A 26,414-nucleotide genomic window follows, 5' to 3' on the forward strand; every position below is an offset into this window, starting at 1 on the left:
CCGCACGGCTCGCCGCATCGCCTGTTCAGACGATCCGCGAGGTCTTGTTGCCCCAATAGCGATCGCGCAGCAGGCGCTTGTAGAGTTTTCCGGTCGGCAGCCGCGGCAGCTCGGCCTCGAAATCCACCGAGCGCGGCACCTTCTGGCGCGACAGCGCGCTTGCGCAGAACGCGATCAGCTCCTCGGCGAGCTCCGGCCCCGGCGCGATGCCGTCGACCGGCTGCACCACCGCTTTCACCTCCTCGCCGAGATCGATATTGGGCACGCCGAACACGGCGGCGTCGGCGACCTTGGGATGGGTGATCAGGAGGTTCTCGCATTCCTGCGGGTAGATGTTCACGCCGCCGGAGATGATCATGAAGGTGGCGCGGTCGGTGAGATAGAGGAAGTTGTCGTCGTCGACATAGCCGACGTCGCCGACCGTGCTCATGCTGCCGTCCGCCGAGCGGGCCTCGCTGGTCTTGGCCGGATCGTTGAAATATTCGAATGGCGTCGCGGTCTTGAACCACACTGTGCCCGGCGTGCCCTTCGGACAGGGCTGCATGTTCTCGTCGAGGATATGCAGGTCGCCGAGCAGCACCTTGCCGACGGTGCCGCGATGCGCCAGCCACTCCTCGCTGTTGCAGGCGGTGAAGCCGAGGCCCTCGGTCGCGCCGTAATATTCGTGGATGATCGGGCCCCACCATTTGATCATGTCGTCCTTGACCAGCGCCGGGCAGGGCGCCGCGGCATGGATCGCGATCTCGAGTGTCGACAGATCGTAGCGGGCGCGCACCTCCTCGGGCAGCTTCAGCAGGCGCGAGAACATCGTCGGCACCAGTTGGCTGTGGGTGATGCCCCATCTCTCGACCAGCTGGAGATAGCGCTCGGGATCGAAGCTCTCCATGATAACGACGGTGCCGCCCATCCGGATGGTGAGATTGACCGCGGCCTGCGGCGCCGAGTGATAGAGCGGCGCCGGCGACAGGTAGACCATGCCCTCGCGGTAGTGCCAGAGCTTGGTCAGGAAATCGAACAGCGGCAGGTTTTCTGACGGCGGCTGCTCGGGCAGCGGCCGCACGATGCCCTTCGGCCGGCCGGTCGTGCCGGACGAATAAAGCATCGCGGTGCCGGCATATTCGTCCGCGATCGGCGTCGCCGGCAGGCCGGCAGTCGCCTCTCGTAGCCCGACGATGCGATCGCTTTCACTGTCGCCGTCGACCACGATGCAGAGTTCGACCTGCGGACACTCCTTCAGCGCCTCGCGCGCGATGTCGAGCTTCAGCTTCGAGGTGATCAGGATCCGCGACTGGCTGTTGGTCAGGATGTAGGCGAGCTCACTGGGCGTGAGGTAGGAATTGACGCAGGTGAAGTAGAGGCCGGAACGTTCGCCGGCGCCGCAGGCCTCGAGGTAGCGGTTGTTGTTCTCCATGAAGATCGAATAGTGGTCGAGCCGCTTCATGCCGCGGTTGCGGAAAAGATGCGCGAGACGGTTGTTGCGCGCCTCGAGCTCGCGATAGGTGACGATCTCGCCGGTCCCGGCCATGATGAAGGCCGGTTGCAGCGGGCGCAGGTAAGCATGCTTGCCGGTGTACATCGAAGCTCAGATCTCCCCTCAGTGTTGCTTTAAGCGGCCATCACCAGAATCTCGCGGACCTGGGACGGACCGTCGATCTTGCGCGGGTTGCGCGGCACCCAGGGCGTACGCATCGCACCCGCCGCGATGCGGTCGAAATGCTCGGGTCCAACGTGGACCTCCTGCAAACTGCGCGGCATGCCGAGGTCGCGGATGAAGCGGTCGAGCACGTCGCCGGCGTCCGCGCCCGGATGTCCCATCGCGGCCGCGACCAGGGCCTGCCGGTCGGCATTGTCACGCTTGTTCCAGCGCATCACCGCGGGCAGCATCACGCACGACGTGTAGCCGTGCGGCACGTCGAACTCGGCGCCGAGCACGTAGCCGATGCCGTGGCTCGCGCCCATCGGCACGCCGGAGGCGAGCGGGCCGGTCGAGAGCCAGGTGCCGATCTGGCAATCCATCCGCGCCGATATGTCGTTCGGATCGGCCTTCACCCGCGGCAGGCCGGCCGCCAGCATCTCCAGCCCCTTTAGCGCCTGCGCATCGCCGTAAGGATGCGCCTCGCGCGAGCAGATGCCTTCGACGCAATGATCGACGGCGCGAATGCCGGTCGACAGGAACAGCCAGTCCGGCGTGTGCACCGAGAGTTCCGGATCGAGGATGGTGGCGCGCGGCATCGCCAGGGGATGGTGTAGCATCTCCTTCTGCCGCTTGGCCTCGTTGGTGACGCCTGCAATCGACGAGAACTCGCCGCCGGCGATCGTGGTCGGCACGCTGATCTGGCGCACGGTGGGAGGGTTCATCTCGGGCGAGACGCCGCCGTGGGTGCGGATCGTGTCGATGCCGTCGGATGTCATGACATTGTTGGCGAGGCAGAGCTGCACGGCCTTGGCGCCGTCGGTGATCGAGCCACCGCCGATGGTGACGATCAGATCGGCCTTCGCATCGCGCGCCTGTTGCGCCGCCGCGATGACCGCGGCGCGCGGCGTGTGCGCCGGCATCTGGTCGAAGGTGCCGACACAGCGGGTGCCGAGCGCTTGGCGGACTTTCTCGATCTCGTCGGTTTCGCGATTCAGCGTACCCGATACCATCAGGAAGGCGCGCTGGGCGGCAAGCCGGTCCAGTTGCTCGACGATGGCCTCACGGGCGGGCCGCCCGAACACGACCTCGTCCATGGCGCCGAATACAACACGGCCTCGATGCACGCGCCTGTCCTCCCTCAAGATGGCCCGCCTTGGTGGCAGCCCTTTGCGGGGAGGTTAGCGGAGGAAATCGGGGCCGTCATCAGGGCTCTCGGTTGCACGTTCAGCGGCTCCGCGTTCACCACCGTCGTCCCGGCCGAGTGCGCAATTGCGCACGGGGCCGGGACCCATAACCACCGCATTTGGTGATGAAAGGGACCGCGGCCCCAGCGTCGCGCAGCAATTGAGGTTTGGGGTAATGGGTCCTGGCTTTCGCCAGGACGACGCCGAGTGTGTTGCGCATTCTGTGAGTCATGCTTCCACATCCTCGCGGCGCGCTGCGTCCGAGTCTTGCGTTTACTTGCGCTCCTCCTAAGCAGAGGGCGCAGGGAAAGCCGGGTGAGCTTTGGTTCAGACCGCGGATGACCGGCAGCAGAAATCTTGACGGCAACATCGCGGCGTGTGTTACACCTCGACCGCAACAGGGACGTGCGCATGACATCCACCGTCGATCTGGCCAAACTGCATATCGATGACTTCCGGTCGCATCAGGGCGCGGAGTTCGAGATGCAGACGGCGGAAGGTGTCGTGGCGCTGAAGCTTGCGAAGGTCGAGGCCGTGGGCAACAGCGGCCGGCCGGGCGGTGCGTTCTCGCTGCTGTTCACGACGCCGAAGGGAGCATGGTTGCCGCAGGCGATCTATCCGGTGCGGCATCCGGCGCTGGGCGTGATCGAGATATTCATGGTGCCGATCGGTCCGCTCGGAGACGGCAACGGCTATCAGGCGATCTTCACCTGACGATCGGGAGCGCCCGTCGCCCGCCAGCGCATCAGGTCGTAGACGCCCTTGTCCTCCTCGGTGACGAAACCGAGCCGGCGGTAGAGCCGCATCGCGGGATTGAGTTTCTCGACATGGATCGAGACGTCCTTGCCGGCATCAGCCGCTTCGTCCATCGCATCGCGCAATAGCGCCTCGCCGTAACCCTTGCCGCGATGCGCCGGCATGAAGGCAATGTCGATAATGCGGTGCTGGCTTGGCCAGCGCTCGATGTAGAACCGGCCGATGTCCTCATCTTCGCGCGTGATCACCAGCCAGTCGGCGTTCGGATAGTATTGCTGGTAGTGCGCGTGCTGGGCACGGAATTGCTGATCGAGAAAGGCGGCCTTGTCCGCTTCGCTCCAGGGCACCGGCGCCAGCTCCTCGGTGCGCGTCGCGGCATAGAGCCGGCCGAGGAACGGTAGGTCGGCCTCCGATAGGCGGCGAAAACCGCAGCCGGATCGCGCCGCGCGGGCCCAGCCGAATGCGGGTGCGCCAGTGGAGGAAGCGGGGAGCGCCAAAACGACCTCAGCCCCGTGGCGGGAAGACGCCCTGCAGCGAAATGCAGAAATTGAGCGTCAGATAGGGCATCAGATTGTTGTGCGCCAGGCCGGAGCCCGTCAGTCCGATCATGTTGGGGCTCATCTGCACCAACGTGGGCGTCGGAGTGCCGGCGACATAGGCCGCGCCGTTGAGCGATCGTGCGATGCCCCGGTTCGATGCCGGTGCTGCCTGGTCGGCCTGCAGGTTGATCGCCATCATGTCGTGGGGGTGCGAGGCGAGTTCCGATTGCAGCAGAGTTACCGTATCGGAGCCGCCGTTCTCGCCGAGGTCGTACAGCGAGAGGCCGGGTCCTTGCCCCGGCGCCAGTGGCGCGTTGCCCTGCATGTTCGGAAGTCCGAAGTTCGACGTGCCGTTGCCGCCATAGGTGGTGCCGAGCAGCGAGAACAGCGCAGTGTTCTGCGAGAGCGGGACAAGCTGACCGTTGCAGAAAGCCCAGCCCTTGGGGGCGAAGTTGAACGGAAAGATGCGGATCTCGGCGACGAAGGGGTCAGCCATGGTGTCGCGCTCCTAGCTCTGGCTCGGGAAGATGCCGAACAGCGAAATAATGAAACCGATGCACAGAAAGGGCTGGATGTTGCTGTGCGGCAGGCTGCCGCCGGTCGGTCCGATCACCACCGGGCTCAGCGGCGTGGTCGGCGTTTGCTCCTTGTAGAGCAGCAGCGCACCGCTCATCTGGTCGAGCACGTTGCCTTGCGGGTTCGAGCTCGTGCCGGTGTTCTGCGATGCCAGCATCGTATGGGTATGTGCCGGAATCGTCTGCGTCGTGAGGGTGACTTGCTCGACGCCGCCGATTTCGCCAATCGTGAACGCGGTGCCCGCATTGGTGCCCATATGCACCGGCAGCCGGCCGCGGAGGTCCGGCAGCCCAAAGGTCGACTGGCCGTCGCCGCCATAGGTGGTGCCGATCAGGTTGAACAGCGCGTCGTTTTCGGAAATCGCCAGCAGCCTGCCATCGCAGAACTGCCAGCCGGCCGGCGCGAAATTGCCGGCGAACATTTTGATTTCGCCGATGAACGGTTGTGGCATGAGAGGTCTCCGTCAATTCTGCGAAGGGAAGATGCCCTGCAGCGCGATGCAGAAATTGATCGTCAGGAACGGTTGCATGTTCTGATGCGCCTGGCTGCCGCCGACCGTGGAAATGCTGCCCGGCGCGAGCGCGGTCAGCGCCGCGGGCGCGGCGTAGGCGTTGTTCAAGGCGCCGAGAACGTTGTTGGCCGGCACCAGAAGTGCGCCATTGGTGTTGGTGGCGTTCGCGATGTGGGTGTGCTGCGGGATTTCGTTGATCGAAAGCGTGTGCGCCTGCTCGCCGCCGAGTTCACCGAGCACATGGCCGTTGCCGACATGCATCGGGGTGCGACCCTGCAGATTGGGCAGTCCGAAGTTGGTCTGCCCGTTGCCGCCATAGACAGTGCCAAGCAATGAAAACAGCGGTTGGTTCTGATTGAGCGGCACCAACTGCCCGTTGCAGAACGCCCAGCCTTTGGGCGCAAAGTTGAAGGTCATCATGCGGATTTCGGAAAGAAACGGATCGGCCATGAGTCCCTCCGCGAATACGTCGTAAGATTTGTGAAAAATACAAGACAATGACGCAGCGTCGTCAACATGTGCACGATAGCGTGTTTTTCACTAATTGCAACCTAAACGTTTGTGCCGCGTTGGCAGTTTTTATTCAATCATCGGTTGAGTGCGACGTCCGCGAGTCGCGAAACCGCGATCGCTGACTACGGAACTCGTGTCATGAAACGGACGTCCGCGCGTACTCCCTGCGCGACGATCGGAGTTCTCCGCTCCGGGCAATTCGGATTCGATCGTGCCGAACGAACCACGTCTGCCGGAGCGATCCGGCAGGCGTCGTGGTTGATACGGTGCCCGATCAGACGATCAGGTCGTGATGCACCTGGGTGTGGGCGTGATTGTCGGTCGGCGTGCCGCCCATTGCTGCGAACGCTGCCTCGTGGCCGGTCCACCACGGCGCTGCCGCATTGGAAAGGCCGCTGAACAGATCGGACAGGTTCTGGGTGTTCGCGCCGGTGTCGGCATGGCTTGCGCCGGTCGGGGTCTGCGGCGGCGACTGGGTGAACGACGAGAAGTTGAAGCTGTCACCGGTGGCCAGATTGAACTGCGAAGACGCAGTGCCCTGCGTGGGCATGACGTGCGGCGCGGCCGTGTTGGCATCAGCGGCACTCGGCAGCCGGCGCTCGCCATCGGCCAGGTTGATGTACATCAAGTCGCCGGAGTGGCTCGGCGTCGTGTCGTCCGCCAGGCCGACGACGTGACCGAGTTCGTGCGCCACCGCGGTCAGAAGGTCGAGATGTCCGGCTGCCGCACTGGTCGGGTCCGCGAACAGGTCGGTCGCGGTCGCGGCATGGGCAAACTCGAAATTGTCCGATGGTGTCGGGTCGACGAACCAGCCGTGTCCGGCGGCGCTGGCATCGATCGTGATGTGGCCGATCGATTCCGCGCTGATGACGTTGCCGCCGAGACTGGCGACGCTGAACGTGACCGCCTTCATGGTGGCGAGCTGGCTTGCCGTCGCACCGGCCGTGGCCCATTGCGCGATCGCCGCGGAGATGACGGAATTCAGCTCCGTCTGGGTGAGGTTGGTTTCGCCCGTCGTCGGCGAGGCCGCTTCGACGCCGCCCGAGACGGCGACCATGAACTGGGCGCCGCCGAAATAGCCGCCACCCGCGGACTGCCCGGGGTCACCGATGGCCTGTGTGCCGACCGCCCCGTTTCCGGTGCCGGTCACGGTGTTGTTGCCCGCCACATAGCTCCCAACCGCAGCGAAATTATACGGCGTGCCGGCATAGTTGGGGCTGCCGATCAAACCGGTTTTCGAAACGCCCTCCTGCTCGAGGAAGATGCCGGCGACCAGGCCGAGGCCCGTGTTGCCGCCGAGATCGACGCTGTTCTTCAGCGCGCCGGCGCCGCCGATCGTGGCGTTCAGCAGGTTGTTGTCGCCGCCGGCTCCGGTCGCCGACCCGTTCTGCACATCGATGCCGGCAAATCCGTTCGTCGAATCCAGCGTATCGATCGTGTTGCCCTGGATCACCGCGGTCATCGCCCCGCCGGCGCCGTTATGGTTCAGCGTAAAGATGCCGCCGACGACGCCGGAGATATGGTTGTTGGTGATGGTCGTGCTCGACGTGCCCGCGCCGTCCTGGAAGACGTTGATGCCGATGCCCTGAGTAGAGCCGCTGCCGGCCACGCCCTGGGTGCCGATCGTATTGCCGTCGATCGTGCCGGTGAAGTGCGCGTCGGTGCCGGTACCCTTGGTGACTGCGAGCGCGGCGCCGAGAGCGCCCTTGATGATGTTGTTCGCGATGTCGTAAGTCAGCGTGATATTGTTGGTTGGGCCGCCGCCGCCGATCGTAATGCCGCCGCCGCCGCTGACGATGTTCTGGTTGGTGTTGCTGAAATTGTCGCCCGACATGACCAGGTCCGACGACACCGTGCCGAGCAGATTGAGCTGGAACATGTCGCCGCGCGCGGAAGTGACGTTCGAGTTCTGGATCGTGGCGTTGAAGGTGCCGCCGGTGGCCTCGAAGCCGATCGCGTCGTTGGACGCGTTGCCGGCCGCAGAATTGGTCGCGAAGGTCGAGCCGGTCACGGTAATGCGGTTCAGCGTCTGGCCGCCGTCGTTGAACACGTGCAGGGCATCATAGGCTGCGCCGGTGAGAGTCGAGTTCGTGATCGACGCCGTGCCCGACAGGCCGGTGAAGTAGACGTCGCCCTCGCCGATGCCGCCGACGCTGGTGCCGTTGGTGCCGGTCACCGTGGTGTTGCCAAGCGCAAAGCCGGTGACGTTGGTGCCGACGATGCCGTAGTTCTGGAAGTCGTGCATCGTCACAAAGGAAATCTGCACATCCTTGGTGTTGTTCAGGTAGACGCCGCTGCCCTGCGTGGTGCTGCCGTCGACGCCGGTCTTGCTGGCGATGGTGCCGCCGCTGCCCGCCGTCGAGCCGTCGCCGGTGACGTGCAGGCCGCCATTGCCGGCGGCGGTGCCGGTGTTGGAGAGGATAATGCCGTTGCCGGAGCCGCCGCTCGACGTGATGCTCTTGAAGGTGAGGTTGTTAGAGCCGATCTGGGTGTTCTCGACATCGAGCGCGGTACCGGTGCCCGATGTGATGGAGTTGGCGGTGCCGGTCAGCGTGATGCTGCCGCCATGCGTGAAGTTCATGCCGGCGCCGCTGGCCGTCTTGATCACGATGTCGGACATCGTGACGGTGCCGACATTGTTGCCGTCGTCGCTGATGCCGATGCCGGTCGAGGCCGAGGTGTCGATGCTGACGCCGTTGATGGTGTGGCCCGTGGTGCCGAGCAGGTCGATGCCGTTGTCGGCGCCAGTGACATGGATGACCGGATCGGTGCCGGAGCCGACATTCGCGGTGACCAGCTGGTTGGTCACCGGATTGGTGAACTGCAGGGTATGGCTGCCGCCGATCAGATTGACGCCGTTGGCGAGATTGATGCCGTTGGCTTCGCTGTAGGTGCCGGTGCCGTGCTCGAGCACGACGTAGTCGCCGGAGCCTGCCGGGTTGGCTGCATTGAAGGCGGCGATCGAGGTGTAGGGATCGGCCTGGGTGCCGAGGTTGTGGCTGGTGCCTGTCGTCGAGTTGTCGATGTAGAACACCTGCGGAACGACGCCGACATGGAAGGTCTGCGGGCCGGAGGTCTGCGCGCCGGGTGTGCCGGTGTTGCCATTGTCGTTGACGTTCAGCGTGACGGTATCGGTGCCGGTGAAGCCGTCGTCGCTGTTGTAGGTCAACGTCGCCAGCGCGGTGTTGACCTGCGCGATGGTGCCGGTGAGCGTGACGGTATGGGTGTTGTTGTTGGTGAAACTGGCAAGTCCGGTGACGTCGAAAGACAGCGCGCCGTGGTTCGAAGTGATCGTTGCGGTTTCGTTACCGCCTGCGGAATCGATGTCGGCGACCGAGAGCCCCGATATCGCGAGGTTGGTGTGCGAAAAGGCCGTCCCGACCGATGAATCCGAAGGCACCGTCGCGGTCGGCGGATCGTTGATCGCGGTGACGGTCTGGGTTGCGGATGCCGATCCCGTGTCGTTGCCGCCGTGCGCGGTGCCGCCGTCGTCGACGGCGGTCACGGTATAGGCGCGCGCCGTGGTGTCGGGAGGCTCGCCGGTGTTGTTGAACTGGACGGCATCGAGGATCGCGTTGTAATGCGCAATCGTGTCGGTGCCGGTCAGGGTGACGGTTTCGGTGGTGGCCGTGCTGGAGATCGCGAAGTGGATATTGCCGATGTCGCCGCTGGTGCCGGCGTGACCCGCGATCGACAGTACGTCCGACGGCTTGAGGTCGCTCAGCTCGAAGGTCGCGCTGATCAGGTTGGCGCTGTCGACGTCGGTGATCGTGAGGTTCGGGGCGATCGTGACCGGGATCGAATTCGCCGGCGGCGTGCCGACCGGCGGCTCGCTGAAGTTGGTGATGGCGCCGATTGTCACCACCGGCGGGTTGTTGACCGGCGTGACGTCGATGGTGTCGGTCGCAGGCGTGCCGTCGAGCGTGCCGTCATTGGCGGTGATGGTCACCGTGCGGGCCAGGCCGGACGGGTTGTTGCTGGTGTTGAAGTATGTGATCGAATCCAGTGCGGTCTGGAAGTCGCCGACCGTGGAGCCGGCGATACCGGTCAGGGTCAACTCACCGTGCAAGGCGTCCCATGCGCCGTGGATGTGCGCGGTGTCGACGAAACCGAGGACATCCTGGCCGTTGAAATAGTTGCCGGTGATCTGCACCGTCACGTGATCGAGCGTTGCGTTGTCGGCGTCGGTGACCGTCAGCGCCGGGTCGAACGCGGTGGCGGCCTGCCCTTCGATGTAGTTCAGGGTATGGCCGCCGGTCACGACGGGCGGCGCGTCCGGAGGAGCCACGGTCTCGGCGTTTGACGTGCCGGTGACGCCGGCACTGACCGTGTCGGTCGCGGTGATGGTCTGGCTTCCGGCGGTCTCGAACTTCTCGGTGAAGGTGCCGATGCCCCCGGTCAGCGTCGTGTCAGACGGCAGCACGGCGGTGGGATCGCTCGATGTGAAGTGCACGGTGCCGGTGTAGCCGGTGGCGACGTTGCCATGGGCATCGAGCGCCGTGACGGTGACCGATCCTGCAATGTCCGCGCGGCCGTTGGCCGGGATGCTCACCACAAAATGCGTGGCGGGGCCGGGCGCGACGTTTTCGGCATTCGACGTACCGGTGATGGCGCTGATCGTGTCGGTCGCGGTGATGGTCTGGTTGCCGGCGGTATCGAAGGTCTCGTTGAAGGTTCCGGTGCCATTGGTCAACACCATGTCGGCCGGCAGCGCGGCGCTGCCGTCGGTCGACGTGAAGTGCACGGTTCCGCTGTAGCCGGTGACGACATTGCCGAAGGGATCGAGCGCGCTCACAGTGCCGGAGCCGGCGGTGCCGGCAGAGCCGCTGCCCGGAATGCTGACGGCAAAGTGCGTGGCGGCGGCCGCCGTCACGGTTTCGGCATTCGACGTGCCGGTGATCGTGCTCGTCACCGTGTCGGTCGCCGTGATGGTCTGGCTTCCCGCGGTGTCCAGCGTCTCGCTGAACGTGGCGGTGCCGTTGGTCAGCGTCATGTTGGCCGGCAGAACGGCATGGCCGTCGGTCGACGTGAAGTGCACGGTTCCGGTGTAGCCGGTGACGACGTTGCCGAAGGCGTCGAGCGCGGTCACGGTGCCTGAACCGGCGACTCCCGCAGTGCTGCTGCCCGGAATGCTGATCGCGAAGTGTGTGACCGGACCCGGCGTCACTGTCTCGGTATTCGAGGTGCCGGTGATGCCGGGGCTGACCGTATCGGTCGCGATGATGGTCTGGCTGCCGATCGACTCGAATGTCTCGCTGAAGCTGCCGGTGCCGTTGGTCAACGTCACGTCGGCGGGCAGCACGGCGTGGCCGTCGCTCGATGTGAAGTGCACGGTTCCTGTGTAGCCGGTGGCGACGTTGCCGAAGGCATCGAGCGCGGTGACGATGACCGAACCCGGTGTCCCCGCCGCTCCGCTCGCCGGAATGCTGACCACGAAATGCGTGGCGACGCCGCCCGTCACGGTCTCGGTGTTCGACGTGCCGTTGATGGCGCTGACCGTGTCGGTCGCGGTGACGGTCTGGCTGCCGGCGGTCTTGAATGTCTCGTTGAAGCTGCCGGTGCCGTTGGTCAACGTCATGTCGGCCGGCAGCACGGCGCTGCCGTCGCTCGACGTGAAGTGAACGATCCCCGAATAACTCGTCGCGACATTGTTGAAGGCATCAAGCGCCGTGACGATGACCGAGCCCGGTGTCCCCGCCGTGCCGTTGGCGGGGAGACTGACCGAAAAATGCGTGGCGACGCCCGGTGTCACGATCTCGGCATTCGATGTGCCCTTGACGGCGCTGTTGGCCGTGTCGGTCGCGGTGATGGTTTGGCTGCCGGCGGTGTCCAGCGTTTCGCTGAAGCTGCCGGTGCCGTTGGTCAACGTCACGTCGGCCGGCAGCGCGGCTTGGCCGTCGCTTGACGTGAAGTGAACCGTACCCGTGTAGTTGGTGACGACGTGGTTCAAGGCATCGAGCGAGGTGACGGTGACCGTGCCTGGCGTTCCCGCTGCGCCGTTGGCCGGAATGCTCACGGCGAAGTGAGTTGCCGCACCCAATGTCACATCGATCGTGAAGCTCTGCGAGCTGCTCAGGGTGCCGTCGCTCGCGGTCGCGGTGACGGTGTAGGCGTGACCAGGCGCGGTGACGTAGTTGATCTTGCTGGGATCGGCGACGGTGATGACACCTGTCGTCGCATTGATGGCGAAGCCCCCGCCCGAACTATCGCCAGTCAGGCTATAGGTCACGGCATTCATATCGGCCGATGTTGCGGTGATGCCCACAGCCGTGCCGGCCGCGGCGCCTTCCGCCACCTTGTTGGCTGCCGCATTGCTGTCGACCGGCGTGGACGGCGCAACGTCGGTGACGGCGATGGAGAAACTCTGCGCGCTCGTCGCGATGCCGTCGCTCGCCTGAACGGTGATGGTGTAGGCATGACCGGGGCTGGTCACGTAGTTGATCTTGGTGGGGTCCGCGACCGACACCACGCCGGTGTTCGGGTCGATCTTGAACCCGCCGCTGGAGGTGTCGCCGGTCAACGAATAGGTGACGGCATTGCCGCTGCTGCTGGTGGCCTGCGCGGTGATGTTGGCAAGCGTGTTGGCCGCGGCGCCCTCAATGACCGTGTTACTCCCCGAATTGGCATCGACCGGCGCCGACAGCGAGTCGGTGACCGGCGGCCAGAGCGTGCCGGGAGGGCAGCCGAGGTAGAGATATTGCAGACCATACGTGTCGGCGAACGCTTGGGCGGCCGCGTCGAGGACGATATGACCGGTCGAATCGAGCTGAAGTTCGGGGCGCGTTAAACCACCGATTGTATAAGCGGGTATGGTCGACATGCGCACTCCTGCGACCGGCGTGGAAGCCGATCAATATTTACAATTGTTGGGGACGATGACGTGTGAAGCCGCTCACACGTTGAAGTTGATCACCCGCGACCGGCGATCGCGCCGAGCCGCCTGCAATTCGAGCAAGCCGCGATGTTCGCGCAGCCGTGGCATCAGCGAGCTCAACTGCCCGTGCCATTTGCGTAGTCGCTTTCACACACTCGCGCCGCGACAAAACACAATGAATGTTCGAGGAAAATGCGGCGGGCCAAGAATATTCATGCTTTGGCAACCATGACCGTATTGGCGATACTACCGGGTGTCAATGTGTGTCCGGATGACAACCGCGCCGCCAACTATGATTCCGCTCGTGCAGCGAGAGGTAGAGTGCGGGAACCTGGCTGATCCTGCCGTCAGCGGGCCGGAGGTTTCTGTGCCAAAATTGGAATCGGGTGCAGTGTGACGAATCTGTGAAACGAATTCGCGTTGTGATTGATTCGGGGCGGCCTGTCTGTGACCTCGCAGCTCCGATAGGCCAGCCAAACTGCCCCTTTTCGTCGTCACGGTTTCGCGAGCGTGTCGTAAGGCTTTCAGATTGCGCAACTATTCGCTTGATCCGGCGGCCATCTTGAACAGACTGGGGTGCGGTTACATCTGTGACGTCCGCTGCCGCGACATTGCGGTGGTCCATCCGTGTTGAATCACCGCAATTTTAGTTGCGACTTTCGTAGCCCTGCTTTGGTCGGCGTGCTTCGTAGTCTTTTGGGGGAGAGCGAATTGAGTTCGATTGACAGAACGGGGCGTCCGGCTCCGGTGACCGGTGTCGAGCGTCGTTCGCTCCGCCGCCAGGGATTCGTCAGGGCGTGCCGGCGCGGCCTCGCGCCGATCGGGCTGTTGGCCGCGCTGACGGTCGGCGGCTGCGACGACAAGACCGCGCAATCGCAGGCCGCGCCTCCGGCGCCGCCCGTGACCGTCGCGCAGCCGGTCAAGCGCACCGTCACCGATTGGGACGAATTCACCGGCCGCTTCGAGGCGGTCGAGGAGGTCCAGGTCCGCGCCCGCGTCGGCGGCTTCGTCAACAGTGTCGAGTTCAAGGATGGTGACATCGTCCACACCGGCGATCTGCTTTACATCATCGATCCGCGGCCGTTCGAGGCGGTCGTGCTGCAGGCCGAAGGTCAACTCGCCGACGCACGCGCCAAGGGCGAGCTTGCCAAGCGGGATCTCGAGCGCGGGCTCAATCTGGTGCAGACCAGCGCGGTCTCGGAGCAGGTCGTCGACCAGCGCCGCCAGGCGTTGCAGGCGGCGCGCGCCGCCGAGACGCAGGCCGAGGGCTCGCTGAAGGCCGCGCAGCTCAACGTCGAATTCACCCATGTGCTGGCGCCGATCACCGGCCGCGTCAGCCGGCATCTGGTGACGCCGGGCAATCTCGTGCAGGGCAGCGAGAGCGGTTCGACGCTGTTGACCTCGATCGTGTCGCTCGATCCGATTTACATCTATTTCGACGTCGACGAGGCGACCTATCAGCGCAACAGCAAGCTGTGGTTCGAAGGCCGGCGGCCGAGTTCGCGCGATACCGCGAACCCGGTGCAGGTGGCGCTGACCGGCGAGACCAAACCCTCGCATGAAGGCAAGATGGACTTCATCGACAACCGCCTCGACGTCTCCACCGCGACGCTGCGCAGCCGCGCGGTGATCCCGAACAAGGACCTCTCGATCCTGCCCGGCCAGTTCGGCCGCGTCCGTCTGATCGGCTCCTCGCCCTACGAGGCGCTGCTGATCCCGGATACCGCCATCGCCACCGACCAGTCGCGCAAGATCGTGTTCGTGGTCAAGGACGACAACACGGTGGAAGCAAGGACAGTTACGCTCGGACCGCTGGATGAGGGCCTGCGCGTGATCCGCGAGGGCCTCAAGCCGGAGGACCATGTGATCGTCGACGGGCTGCAACGTGCCCGCGTCGGCGCCAAGGTGACGCCGAAAATGGCCCAGGCTCCCGCAGGTGCGAATGCCCCGGCAGACACCAAGCCCGCGGCAGGTGCGAAGCCATGAATCTCGGCAGGCTCTCCATCAACCAGCCCATCCTCGCGATGGTGCTGTCGATCGTGCTGCTGATCGTCGGCGCGATTGCCTATCCGACGCTGCCGGTCTCGGAATATCCCCAAGTGGTGCCGCCGACCGTCACCGTCACCACGCAGTATCCGGGCGCCTCGGCGCAGACCGTGTCCGACACCGTCGCAGCTCCAATCGAGCAGGAGATCAACGGCGTCGAGGACATGCTGTATCTCTACAGCCAGGCGACCTCGAACGGCCAGCTCACCATCACCGCGACCTTCAAGCTCGGCACCGACCTCGACAAGGCCCAGGTGCTGGTGCAGAACCGCGTCGCGATCGCGCAACCACGGCTGCCTGAAGAGGTGCAGCGCAACGGCGTCGTCACCCGCAAGAACTCGCCCGACATCCTGATGGTCGTGTTCATGCTGTCGCCCGACGACACGTTCGACCAGCTCTACATCTCCAACTACGCGCTGCTGCAGGTCCGCGACCAGCTGCTGCGGCTCGACGGCGTCGGCGACATCCAGATGTTCGGCGCGCGCGATTACTCGATGCGGCTGTGGCTCGATCCCGACCGGATCGCCAATCTCGGCCTGACCTCGGCCGAGGTGCTGGCGGCGATCCGGGCGCAGAACCTGCAGATCGCGGGCGGCCAGATCGCCGAGCCGCCGATCGCCGATCGCGCCTTCCAGCCGAATCTCGTGTTCACCGGCCGCCTCAAGGACATCAGGCAGTTCGAGGACATCGTGGTGAAGGCCGGCTCCGACGGCCGAACCGTGCGGCTGCGCGACGTCGCCCGCGTCGAGCTCGGTGCGCTGTCCTACGCCACCAACAGCTTCCTGCTGCGCAAATCGGCGGTCGCCCTGCTGGTGACGCAACGGCCCGGATCGAACGCGCTCGCCACCGCCAAGAGCATCTCCGACACGATGGAGCGGATGAAGGCGAGTTTCCCGAAGGGGCTCGACTACAACATCGGCTACAATCCGACCGAGTTCATCGCCCAATCGGTTCATGAGCTGATCAAGACGATCTACGAGGCGATGGCGCTCGTCGTCATCGTGGTGCTGGTGTTCCTGCAGGGCTGGCGACCTGCGATCATCCCGATCATCGCGATCCCGGTATCGCTGGTCGGCACCTTCGCGGTGATGGCCGCGCTCGGCTTCTCGATCAACAATCTGACGCTGTTCGGCCTGGTTCTCGCGGTCGGCATCGTGGTCGACGACGCCATCGTGGTGGTCGAGAATGTCGAACGACATCTCGAGCATGGCATGAGCCGCCGCGAGGCTGCGCTCAAGACCATGGAGGAGGTCGGCGGCGCACTGGTCTCGATCGCGCTGGTGCTGTGCGCGGTGTTCGTGCCGACCGCCTTCCTCGGCGGCATCTCCGGGCAGTTCTTCCAGCAATTCGCCGTGACGATTGCGGTCGCGACCGCGATCTCCTGCTTCTGCTCGCTGACGCTGTCACCGGCGCTGGCCTCGCAGATCCTGGTCCCGCACGAGGAGAAGCGCCCGCCGGCACGCTGGAACATCATCGCGCGCGGCTGGGACAGCTTCACCGCGCTGTTCAACCGCGTGTTCGACCGGCTGGCGCATGGTTATGCGGCGGTCGCCGACTTCGTGATCCGGCACACGGTGGTGATGGTCGCGATCTACCTTGTCTTGATCGGTAGCGCCGGCTGGCTGCTCGCGACCACCTCGCAGGGCTTCATCCCGGCGCAGGACCGCGGCTACGTCATCATCTCGGCGCAATTGCCGGGCGCCGCGTCGCTGGCGCGCACCACGACTGTGGTGCGCGAGATCGAGCGGATCGCGCTGGATACGCCGGGTATCGTCCGCGTCGCGGCGTTCGCCGGCTTCTCCGGCGCGACGCGCACGCAGGCGGGTAATGCCGCGGCGCTGTTCCCGGTGTTCGACGAGCCGGAGGCGCGTCTGAAGAAGGGATTGACGGCGACCGCGATCACCGCCGACCTGCGCAAGCGCCTGTCGGTGATCCAGGGCGCCTTCATCATCGTCATTCCGCCGCCGGCCGTGCCCGGTATCGGAACCGGTGGTGGTTTCACCATCCGCGTCCAGGACCGACAGGGGCGCGGGCCCGAACTGCTGGCGTCCGCGACCGACGAGCTGGTGCAGGCCGCGCGCAAGTCGCCGAACCTGACCTCGGTGTTTTCGCCGTACTCCGCGAATACGCCGCAGCTGTTCGTCGATATCGATCGGGTCAAGGCGCAGAAGCTCGGCGTTCCCATCGCCAACATCACCGACACGATCGAGACCTATTTCGGCTCGACCTATGTCAACGACTTCAACCTGTTCGGGCGCACCTACCACGTCACCGCGCAGGCTGATCTGCCGTTCCGCAAGGAGACCACCGATCTGTCGCGGCTGCGCACCCGCAACGCCAATGGCGACATGGTGATGCTCGGCAGCGTCGTGGACTTCAAGGACATCTCGGGCCCCGATCGCGTCGCGCGCTACAATCTCTACTCGGCGTCCGAACTGCAGGGTGAACCGGCGCCGGGCGTCAGCTCGACGACGGCGCTCAACACCATCAAGAAGATCGCCGACGATACCCTGCCGAGCGGCTTCTCGTTCGAATGGACGGATCTGTCCTACCAGCAGGTCAACGGCGCCAATGCCGGCCTCTACGTGTTCCCGATCTGCGTGCTGTTCGTCTATCTGGTGCTGGCCGCGCAATATGGCAGCTGGACACTGCCGTTCGCGGTGATCCTGATCGTGCCGATGTGCCTGTTCGCGGCCACCATCGGCGTGCGTATCATGGGCCAGGACGTCAACATCCTGACCCAGATCGGCTTCGTGGTGCTGGTGGGGCTGGCGGCCAAGAACGCGATCCTGATCGTCGAGTTCGCGCGCGATATCGAGCTCGAGGGCAGGCCGCGGCTGGAGGCGGTCATCGAGGCGTGTCGTCTGCGCCTGCGGCCGATCCTGATGACGTCGTTCGCCTTCATCCTCGGCGTGCTGCCGCTGGTGCTGTCGACCGGCTCGGGCTCGGAGATGCGCCAGGCGGTCGGCGTCGCCGTGTTCTTCGGCATGCTCGGCGTCACCCTGTTCGGCCTGGTCTTCACGCCGATCTTCTACATGGTGGTGCGCAACCTCGCGGAAGGAAAGAACGAGGGCAAGCCGAAGGAACCAGCGACGAATGTGGCGGGGTGAGCATTGCGCTCTCCACCCGTCATTCCGGGGCGCGCGCAGCGCGAGCCCGGAATCCATCGGGCCGCATGTCCAAGAGGAGAAATGGATTCCGGGCTCGCCGCTTTGCGGCGCCCCGGAATGACGCCGCAGGCCCATACTTTTGGCTGAGCGGAAAGAGATGGGCAGGCGCGGGGTTATAAAATAATGTCGCGCCGATTTTTCCTGATGAGAGACTGCTGGGAGAACATAACAATGAAGTCGGGATTTTTGGCTGCGGTTGCGGCATGCAGCCTGATGCTGGCGGCGCCGGCGACGGCCCAGGGTGTCAAGATCGGCATCCTGAACGACCAATCGGGCGTCTACGCGGACTACGGCGGAAAGTACTCGGTCGAGGCCGCCAGGATGGCGATCGAGGATTTCGGCGGCGAAGTGCTCGGCCAGAAGATCGAGATGGTCACCGCCGATCACCAGAACAAGCCCGACCTCGCGACCTCGATCGCGCGGCGCTGGTATGACGCCGATGGCGTCGACATGATCACCGAGCTGACGACATCGTCGGTGGCGCTCGCGGTGCAGGAGCTGTCGAAGGAAAAGAAGAAGATCGACATCGTGGTCGGCGCCGCGACGTCGGCGATAACAGGCGCGGCCTGCACGCCCTACGGCTTCCACTGGGCGTTCGACACCCATGCGCTCGCGGTCGGTACCGGCGGTGCGCTGGTGAAGGCCGGCGGTGACAGCTGGTTCTTCCTCACCGCCGACTATGCGTTCGGCTACGCGCTGGAAAAGGACACCAGCGAGATCGTCACCGCTGCCGGCGGCAAGGTGCTGGGCTCGGTGCGCGTGCCGCTGAACTCGTCGGACTTCTCCTCGTTCCTGCTGCAGGCGCAGAGCTCGAAGGCGAAGGTGATCGGCCTTGCCAATGCCGGCCAGGACACCACCAACTCGATCAAGCAGGCCGCCGAGTTCGGCATCGTGCGGGGCGGCCAGAAGCTCGCCGGCCTTCTGATGACGCTCGCCGAGGTCAATGGTCTCGGCCTCGAGGCTGCGCAGGGCCTGGTGTTGACCGAAGGTTTCTACTGGGATCATGACGACAAGACCCGCGCGTTCTCCGAGCGCTTCTTCAAGCGGACGGGGCGGATGCCGAGCATGATCCATGCCGGCACCTATTCGGCGACGCTGAGCTATCTGAAGGCGGTGAAGGCTGCCGGCACCAAGGATTCCGATGCGGTCGCCAAGAAGCTGAAGGAGCTGCCGGTCGACGACGCCTTCGCCCAGGGCAAGGTGCAGGAGAACGGCCGCATGGTCCACGACATGTATCTGTTCGAGGTCAAGAAGCCCTCGGAATCGAAGAAGCCGTGGGACTATTACAAGCAGCTCGCCGTGGTGCCCGGCGATCAGGCCTTCCCGCGGGCCAAGGACAGCGGCTGCCCGCTGACCAAGTGACGCGAAGCTGACGCAACAAACATCGGTGTCGTCCCGGCGAAAGCCGGGACCCATAACCACCGATGTTAGCTACTTTGCAGCGCTGTGGCCCCAGCCATCGCAAAACTAGGCCCTGTGGTTATGGGTCCCGGGTCAAGCCCGGGACGACAGCGGAGTGTGCGGCGCGATCGCGCCGTCAATGCACCAGCCGCCACACCGCGCCGCCGAGTGCGCCGATCCACAGGATGATGCAGGCTGCGGCCTGAATCGCAAAACCCCGGCTGCGCTTTGCTACCGCCTCGCGATAGCCGATGAAGTAGACGATGCGGCCGACCACCCAGAGCGCGCCGATCGCAGCCGCGGCGGCATCGCCGTTATAGATCGCGAACAGCCAGAGCGACGGCAGGAAGATCGGCATCCATTCCAGCGTGTTCATCTGGATGCGGAAGATGCGCTCGAAATCCGGATGCCCCGAGATCGCCGGCAGCTTGACGCCATAGGCGACGCGGGCGCGCGCGACCTGCGTCGAGGTGAAGAAGTAGAACGCGACCGCAAGGCAGGTCACGATGGCCGTGTAGTGGTACATGTCAGGCGTGTCCTCTTGTTTTATTGGCCCCGATGTCATGACGGGGCGGCAGCGACCGGTGTGACTGGCGGAATTTTTTGCTGGGCCGCTCTAGTACCCGGTCATCTCAAGATAGCCGATTCCCGCGTGACTGCCCGCAAAGCGGATCGGGCCCTCCCAATAAGGGAAGCTGGTCCCCATCCAGGCCTTCGGATTGACCGGCGTGGTTTCGATGGCAAGGCCGCGGGTAGGCAGCGTCACGCGCCAAGATGTCGGCAGCTTGCGGCCGTCGATTTCGGTGGTCGCAGTCGGCGTGATGCTGTTGCCGGCTGCCGCAATCTCGGCCGAGCCGCCGTCCGCCGTGATCCAGTTACCGAACAGGTTCTCGCGGCCATCCTTCTGGCGCAGCCGGTACAGCATCAGCTTCTCGTCGCCGGGCAGATGCAGCGAGAACCAGTCCCAGCCGGTTTGATCGGCCGCCAATGGCTGGCTGCTCCATTCGCGATCCATCCAGGCCATGCCCGTGACGTCGACCGGTCTGTCGTCGATCACGATTCGGCCGGATGCCCGGTAGAACGGCTGGCTGTAGTAATAGGAGGCCTGTCCACGATCCGACTTGCGGCTGTAGCCACGGTCGCCTTGCAGCACCAGCGGGCGATTGGCGTCGAGGCGGAGCGCGGTGCTGAAGTCGGCAGCCGAGGCCTTCAGCTCGAGCGGCGCGACGCGCGGCGCATCGAACGGGTCGATCCCGCGCATCTCCCAGGCGTCGATCCAGGCGCGGAACGGCGTCGCTTCGACACCGGCCTGGCCGACGCCGCCGCGCGCAAAGGTCTCGCTGAAGCGATGCGTGGTGGCGCTGGTCACGGCGGCGTGGCCCATCCAGACCTGCTGATTGGCCCAGCCCTCGCTGGGGCCGCCCGGCTTCATCGCCTGGCGGAACAGCGTCCATTGCGCGCCATAGGCGGCACCATTCGCGTCGGAGAGATTCGCGGTCACGTACCACCACTCGATCCGGAATTCCGGATGCGGGCCGTGATCCATGGGGAATACGAACGGCCTGCCGGGCGTAACGGCGGCAAAACCTTCGGCATTCTCGCCGAGCCCGGCAAAGCCCTGCGCAAAACCCTTGTCGCCGAGCGCGAGCGCCAGCGCACCGCCGGCAAAGGCGCGACGGGTGATCGCGCCGCTAGCGCTCATTGACAAAGATCCTGATCAGGCTGGCCGGCTGCATGCGCGCCAGTCTAGCGACCGGCAGTGCCGCCGCACAGAAGGCTGCAGCGAGCGCCACCGCGAGCAGCTCGATCAGCTGTAACGGAAAGACGTGGAACGGCAGCCGCCAGCCGAACGCTTTCACATTGACGATCGCAAGCAGGCACCACGCGACCAGAAGGCCGAGCGGCAGTGCGAACAGCGCGGTGATCAGCGCGACCGCCATGGTCTTCAGCAGTTCGAGCGCCGCGAGCCGTCGCCGCGTCAGGCCGATCGCCCACAGCGGCGCCAGCTGCGGCAGCTGCGAATTGGCCAGCGTGAGCAGGCTGGTCAGGAGCGCGATCCCGGCGACGCCGAGCGTGAAGGCGTTGAGCGCCGCGGTCACCGAGAAGGTGCGGTTGAACACCCGCCTGGATTCCCGCTTCATCGTCGCCTGGTCGGCGACGTTGCGGTCGTCGAGGCCGAACTTCTCCTGCAACGCCGTGATCAGCGGCGCGATCTTGTCCGGCGCGACGCGGAGTCCGAGCCGGGTCTGCGGCGTTTGCGGGAAGCGCCGGGTCAGCGCAGCGAAGTTGACCGCGATCTGGCCCTTGGGGTTGCCGTAATCGGCATAGATGCCGACGATCTCGAGCGGCCAGTTGCCGCCGGGGGCGGGCACCTCGATATGATCGCCGATCGTAAGCTTCATCCGCCGCGACAGCTGCTCGCTGACGAGACAGGTGTCGCCGGGACGCAGCCGGACCCAGGCATTGGACGTGCTTTCCAGCAACGGCCAGTTGTCGCGATAGGTGACGTGGTCGGGCAGACCGAGCACCTCGATCGGCGCGCCGCCGAATTGGGTATCGGCGCGGCCGCCGGGCAGGATGGCCTCGACTTCAGGCCGATCGCGCAGCCATGCCTTGATCTCCTTCGCCTGCGCATCGCTGGCGGCGCTGACATAGACGTCGGCGGCGAGGCGGCCGTCGAGCCAGACCAGGAAGGTGCGGCTGAAACTTTCCACCATGGTGCTGACGCCGACATTGACCGCGAGCGCGAGCAACAGCGCCATCAGCGCCAGCGACAGGCCCGAGAGCTGCTGGCGGCTGTCGGCCCAGAACCAGATGCCGACTGGCGCCCGCGCGCTGCGCTGGCCTAACGCGAGCGCGATCTGCAGCACCATCGGCAGGATCAACGCCGCGCCGAGCATCAGCGCGGCCAGCACGGCAAAGCCCGCGATCAGGGAATCGCCGAACTGAATGAGAGCCGCTGCGACCGCAAACACCGCGAGCGCTGCGGCGCTCTGGAACATCAGCCAGCGGCGCTGCGCCTGCTGCCAGGCCTGCGGGTGCGCTGTCGCCAGCACCGGCATCCGGATCGCCTTGGCAAGGCTCGCGGCGGCGGCAGCGAGCGCGCCCAGAATGCTGATGGCGATGCCGGCGAACCACCAGACGGGCTTGAGCGAAAGCTGTCCCGGGATCTGCGCGCCATAGAGCCCGCGCAGCGAGGCCGCGACATCGGGCAGCAAGGCTGCCGCGATGAAGTAACCGCAGACCAGGCCGATCAGGCCGGCGACCAGCGCCAGCGACACCAGCTCGATCACCAGCACGGTGTTGAGCAGCCGTGCCGAGACGCCGCAGGCGCGCAAGGTGCGCAGCATCGGCAGCCGCTGCTCGAAGGCGAGCCCGATCGCGGAGTTGACGATGAACAGGCCCACGAAGAACGACAACAGGCCGAAGGCAGTGAGGTTGAGATGGAAACTGTCGGTCAGGCGTTCGAGGTCGCTCTCGGCGCTAGGCTCGACCAGGCGGAGCTTATCACCCGCGACGCTTTCCAGCGTGGCATGCGGTGCTTTGGACTTGCCGACCAGCAGGCGCGACACCTGGCCGGGCATTCTCAAGATGTCCTGCGCGATGCCGATGTCGACGATGAGTGCGCCGGGGGCGAGCTCCGCCTGCACGCGCAGCGGCGGCAAGGTCGTGCCGTTGGCCTGCGGCCGTTCGCCTTCCTTGAGGCCGAGATCGCGTAGCGTTTCCGGCGCCACCAGCATTTCACCAGGCGGCGTGACGAAAGACAGCAGGTTGCCGCGCCCGACCGCCGGTGCGTTGCCGACCTCGGACGGCAGTGTCACCGGCTCGACCCCGAGCAGGCGGAGGTTGCGGCCGTCGATCTGGACGCGGCCCTCCAGCGTCGGTGAGACCGGCCAGCCGGCGCGGCGCAGATCGACGAACAGTTGTTGAGGAAAGGTCGCGCTATCGCGGCTCACCAGCATGGCGGTACGCGAGCCGCCGAAGGTCGCGGCGGCGCGGTCATAGGCGATGCGGGCCTGCTGGTTCAGCGCCTGCACGCCGCTCCACAGCGCGGTCGCCGAGATCAGCCCGATCAAGAGCGTCGCAAGCTGCATCGGATGCCGCCGCCAATAGCTGAGCAGCACGGCGAGAATCCACAGCGCCCGCCTCATGCGATGACCCCGGCATGCAGGGTGAGCTGGCGGTCGAGCGTCGCGGCGAGCCGCGCGCTGTGGGTGACCATCAGGAAGCCGCAGCCGGTACGCGCCACCAGATCGCGCGCCAGATGCAGCACCTCGTCGGCGGTGTCCTCGTCGAGATTGCCGGTTGGCTCGTCAGCGAGCAGCAGCAGCGGCTTCGGCGCCAGCGCGCGACCGATCGCGACGCGCTGCTGCTGGCCGCCGGACAATTGCTCGGGATAGCGCTTCAGGAGCTGCTTTAGCCCAAGGCGCTCGACCAGCTCGTCATGCCAGGCCGCATCGTGGCGGCCGGCGATGCGGGACTGGAAGACCAGATTGTCCGCAACCGTCAGGCTCGGGATCAGGTTGAACTGCTGGAACACGAGGCCGAGCCGGTCGCGGCGCAGCTCGGCGCGGCCGGCGTCATTGAGGGCGGAGACGGTGATGTCGGCAAGCCGGATCTCGCCGCTGTCGGCGGCATCGAGCCCTGCGATCAGATGCAGCAGCGTGCTCTTGCCGCTGCCGGATTCGCCCGATAACGCCACGCTCTCGCCGGTTGCAACGGCCAGATCGACGCCGCGCAGTACCGCGACGTCTTCACCGGCAGAGCGATAACTCTTGGTCAGGCCGGTGACGCGAAGCACCGCGGCGGTCTGGTCAGATGAAGCGATGGCCGTGCCTCATTCAAGGCTTCTGGTATTTCAGGACGAACTCGTCGATCGGCGCCGGCGCCTTGAAGACGGGAATGTCCTTCGGGTCCTCCGCATGATGCAGGAAATCGGCCTCGGCCACCAGCTTGAAGCCGGCTGCCTCGATCTCCTGCTTCAGGGTGCTCTCCTCGATCCGGTGCAGCGTCTTGGCGACGCTTACGCCTTCGCCCGCCTTGGCCGAGTGGTCCGCGATCACGAGGTAGCCGCCCGGCTTCAGCGCGGCGAACATCTTCTTGTTCATCTCGGCGCGGTCGACCGGCAGATAGCTGATGTCGTGATAGAAAAAGAACAAGGTGATCATGTCGAGGTTGTTGACCTCGGGCGGGATCGGATCGTCGTAGTCGCGCACCACATGGACGACGTTCTTCATCGCCGGCGACTTGGCGCGGGTGTCGAACTTGTCCTTGACGAAGCGCTCGAGCACGGTCGCCGAATCCTGCGCGTAGACCTTGCCCGATGGAGCCACGGTGCGCGCCAACAGTTCGGTGCTGTAGCCTGCGCTCGCCGCCATGTCGAGGATGTTCATGCCGGGCTTGACGCCGGCAAAGGCCAGCATCTTGGCCGGCTGGCGGCGCTGGTCGACCTGGCGATCCGCATCGCTGCGATCGGGCGCGGCGACGATCGCCGCATAGTCGGGACCGGCGGCGTCCTCGGCGCGGACTTGAGGCACGGCGAGTAGTGCGGCGGACACAAGCGCAGCGCAGGCGGCCGCGCGAAGGATCGATCTGTTCATGAAATAACCCAACCTCCAATAACCTCGGCTTTTCGTTGCCCCGAGCATAGCAGCCGGCCCATGACAGATCACCGCTTCACTGGCCGCGACGACGCGATCGTGATCGGGGCGCGCTTGCCCGGCCATCGTGTCGCGCCGGCCACAGAACCCGAGGAAATGCGGGTTGCGTTGCGCAGCGAGGCGTGGCTAGCATCACCAATTGGGGCCGATCTTACAAAGCCAAAAAACGAAACGACGGGGAGCCAGACATGACGACGCAACCGACGTCCAAGGGGACGTCAACGGGGACGCCCAAAGGCGCCTGGCAGATCACCTTCCTTCTATTCCTGTTCATGGTGGTGAACTTTGCGGACAAGATCGTGGTCGGGCTTGCCGGCGTGCCGATCCGGAAGGAGATGGGTCTCACCCCGGAGCAATTCGGCGATCTCGGCTCGGCCTTCTTCATCCTGTTCTCGATCTCGGCGATCGTGGTCGGCTTCATCGTCAACCGCGTTGATACGCGCTGGGTGCTGCTGATCCTGGCGGTGATCTGGTCGCTGGCGCAGTTTCCGATGATCGGCACCGTCAGCTATACGACGCTGGTGATCTGCCGCATCATCCTCGGCGCCGGTGAGGGACCGGCCTTCTCGGTCGCCGCGCACGCCATCTACAAATGGTTTCCGGACGAGAAGCGCACGCTGCCGACCGCGATCCTGTCGCAGGGTTCGGCGTTCGGCGTGATCCTCGCGGTGCCGGCGCTGAACTGGATCATCGTCAATCACAGCTGGCATCACGCCTTCGGCGCGCTCGGAATCGTCGGCCTGATCTGGACCGTCGCCTGGTTCGCGCTCGGCAAGGAAGGGCCGCTGGTGTCGACGGCTGCCGCCGTCGCCGACGAGCAGCGGATTCCCTACTGGAAGCTGCTGACATCGCGCACCTTCGTCGGCTGCGTGGTCGCGACCTTTGGCGCCTATTGGGCGCTTTCGCTCGGACTGACCTGGTTCACGTCGTTCATCATCGAGGGGCTCGGCTTCTCGCAGCAGCAGGCCGGCTTCGTCTCGATCCTGCCCTGGATCTTCGGTGCGACGATCGTGCTCCTGACCGGCTGGATCTCGCAGCTGATGCTGGCGCGCGGCTTCACCACCCGCGGCGCGCGCGGCGTGCTCGGCTCGGTGCCTCTGATCATCGGCGGCTGCATCCTCGCAACGCTGCCCTATGCGCCGCCGGGCGCGCTGATGATCGCACTGCTGGTGATCGGCTCCGGCCTGTGCGGCTCGATCTATGTGGTGTGCCCGCCGATGCTCGGCGAGTTCACGCCGGTATCGCAGCGCGGCGCGATCATCGCGATCTACGGCGCGCTGTACACCATCTCCGGCATCCTGGCGCCGACGGTGATGGGCAGTGTGATCCAGCACGCCGCCACGCCGATGGCCGGTTATATGAGCGGCTTCACCATCAACGCCGCAATCATGGTCGGCTCCGGCCTGCTCGGATTGCTGCTGCTGTGGCCCAACACCGAGCGCGCACGGCTGACCGGCAGCTCGCAGCAGGCGGGCACGATCAAGGGCGCGATGTCGCCGACGTAAGGGCCGTGATGCTTCGATCCTCCCCTGGAGAGGGAGGGTCGCT

17 protein-coding genes are annotated in these 26,414 nt (G+C 65.3%); 5 read left to right on the plus strand and 12 right to left on the minus strand.

Annotated elements, in window-relative coordinates:
- Positions 1–25: 25 nt before the first annotated feature.
- Complete coding sequence (locus tag BraRD5C2_RS29690) at positions 26–1,576, minus strand: AMP-binding protein (protein ID WP_223974661.1); 1,551 nt, start codon at positions 1,574–1,576, stop codon at positions 26–28.
- Positions 1,577–1,605: 29 nt separating this feature from the next.
- The gene (locus tag BraRD5C2_RS29695) at positions 1,606–2,760 is read right to left on the minus strand and encodes an iron-containing alcohol dehydrogenase (protein ID WP_223974662.1); all 1,155 of its coding nucleotides are present in this window, start codon (positions 2,758–2,760) and stop codon (positions 1,606–1,608) included.
- A gap of 471 nt (positions 2,761–3,231) precedes the next feature.
- Between BraRD5C2_RS29695 and BraRD5C2_RS29700 the strand changes: the two genes are divergently transcribed.
- Positions 3,232–3,534 carry a DUF6916 family protein gene (locus BraRD5C2_RS29700; RefSeq protein WP_223974664.1) on the plus strand — a complete coding sequence of 101 codons (303 nt, stop codon included), beginning with the start codon at positions 3,232–3,234 and terminating at the stop codon, positions 3,532–3,534.
- Here BraRD5C2_RS29700 and BraRD5C2_RS29705 read toward each other — a convergent pair.
- From BraRD5C2_RS29705 to BraRD5C2_RS29725, 5 genes are all read right to left on the minus strand, one after another.
- Positions 3,516–4,073, minus strand: coding sequence for a GNAT family N-acetyltransferase (locus BraRD5C2_RS29705; protein WP_223974666.1), 558 nt, complete (start codon positions 4,071–4,073; stop codon positions 3,516–3,518). The genes BraRD5C2_RS29700 and BraRD5C2_RS29705 overlap by 19 nt on opposite strands.
- Before the next feature lie 7 nt (positions 4,074–4,080).
- A complete protein-coding gene (locus BraRD5C2_RS29710; protein WP_223974668.1) occupies positions 4,081–4,611 on the minus strand; it encodes a phage tail protein in 531 nt (176 codons plus the stop codon).
- A 12-nt stretch (positions 4,612–4,623) separates the two neighbouring features.
- On the minus strand, positions 4,624–5,142 hold the full coding sequence (locus BraRD5C2_RS29715) for a phage tail protein (protein WP_223974670.1): 519 nt from the start codon (positions 5,140–5,142) through the stop codon (positions 4,624–4,626).
- 12 nt (positions 5,143–5,154) lie between these two features.
- Entirely contained in the window at positions 5,155–5,652 is a 498-nt protein-coding gene (locus BraRD5C2_RS29720) for a phage tail protein (protein ID WP_223974671.1), read from the minus strand.
- 337 nt (positions 5,653–5,989) lie between these two features.
- Positions 5,990–12,535 (minus strand): cadherin repeat domain-containing protein, encoded by a 6,546-nt coding sequence (locus tag BraRD5C2_RS29725; RefSeq protein WP_223974672.1) that lies wholly within the window; start codon positions 12,533–12,535, stop codon positions 5,990–5,992.
- Between the two features lie 873 nt (positions 12,536–13,408).
- On the opposite strand from BraRD5C2_RS29725, the gene BraRD5C2_RS29730 reads away from it, so the two are divergent.
- The 3 genes from BraRD5C2_RS29730 (at position 13,409) to BraRD5C2_RS29740 (ending at position 19,167) form a co-directional block, all read left to right on the plus strand.
- Positions 13,409–14,575 (plus strand): efflux RND transporter periplasmic adaptor subunit, encoded by a 1,167-nt coding sequence (locus tag BraRD5C2_RS29730; protein ID WP_223974980.1) that lies wholly within the window; start codon positions 13,409–13,411, stop codon positions 14,573–14,575.
- The gene (locus BraRD5C2_RS29735; protein WP_223974673.1) at positions 14,572–17,745 is read left to right on the plus strand and encodes an efflux RND transporter permease subunit; all 3,174 of its coding nucleotides are present in this window, start codon (positions 14,572–14,574) and stop codon (positions 17,743–17,745) included. Before BraRD5C2_RS29730 ends, BraRD5C2_RS29735 begins: the two co-directional genes overlap by 4 nt.
- Before the next feature lie 231 nt (positions 17,746–17,976).
- Complete coding sequence (locus tag BraRD5C2_RS29740) at positions 17,977–19,167, plus strand: ABC transporter substrate-binding protein (RefSeq protein WP_223974674.1); 1,191 nt, start codon at positions 17,977–17,979, stop codon at positions 19,165–19,167.
- A gap of 175 nt (positions 19,168–19,342) precedes the next feature.
- Here the strand turns inward: BraRD5C2_RS29740 and BraRD5C2_RS29745 are convergent, their stop codons facing one another.
- From BraRD5C2_RS29745 to BraRD5C2_RS29765, 5 genes are all read right to left on the minus strand, one after another.
- A complete protein-coding gene (locus BraRD5C2_RS29745; protein WP_223974675.1) occupies positions 19,343–19,732 on the minus strand; it encodes an MAPEG family protein in 390 nt (129 codons plus the stop codon).
- Between the two features lie 90 nt (positions 19,733–19,822).
- Entirely contained in the window at positions 19,823–20,908 is a 1,086-nt protein-coding gene (locus tag BraRD5C2_RS29750; RefSeq protein ID WP_223974676.1) for a lipocalin-like domain-containing protein, read from the minus strand.
- Complete coding sequence (locus BraRD5C2_RS29755; protein WP_223974677.1) at positions 20,898–23,357, minus strand: ABC transporter permease; 2,460 nt, start codon at positions 23,355–23,357, stop codon at positions 20,898–20,900. Before BraRD5C2_RS29755 ends, BraRD5C2_RS29750 begins: the two co-directional genes overlap by 11 nt.
- Positions 23,354–24,007, minus strand: coding sequence for an ABC transporter ATP-binding protein (locus tag BraRD5C2_RS29760; RefSeq protein ID WP_223974679.1), 654 nt, complete (start codon positions 24,005–24,007; stop codon positions 23,354–23,356). Before BraRD5C2_RS29760 ends, BraRD5C2_RS29755 begins: the two co-directional genes overlap by 4 nt.
- Before the next feature lie 40 nt (positions 24,008–24,047).
- A complete protein-coding gene (locus tag BraRD5C2_RS29765) occupies positions 24,048–24,806 on the minus strand; it encodes a class I SAM-dependent methyltransferase (RefSeq protein WP_223974681.1) in 759 nt (252 codons plus the stop codon).
- Between the two features lie 248 nt (positions 24,807–25,054).
- Here BraRD5C2_RS29765 and BraRD5C2_RS29770 point away from each other — a divergent pair, with 248 nt between their 5' ends.
- Positions 25,055–26,371: an MFS transporter gene (locus BraRD5C2_RS29770; protein ID WP_223974683.1), complete on the plus strand. Its 1,317-nt coding sequence runs from the start codon at positions 25,055–25,057 to the stop codon at positions 26,369–26,371.
- The last annotated feature ends 43 nt before the right edge of the window (positions 26,372–26,414 follow it).

This window comes from Bradyrhizobium sp. RD5-C2 (assembly GCF_019972155.1).
Taxonomy (GTDB): Bacteria; Pseudomonadota; Alphaproteobacteria; order Rhizobiales; family Xanthobacteraceae; genus Bradyrhizobium.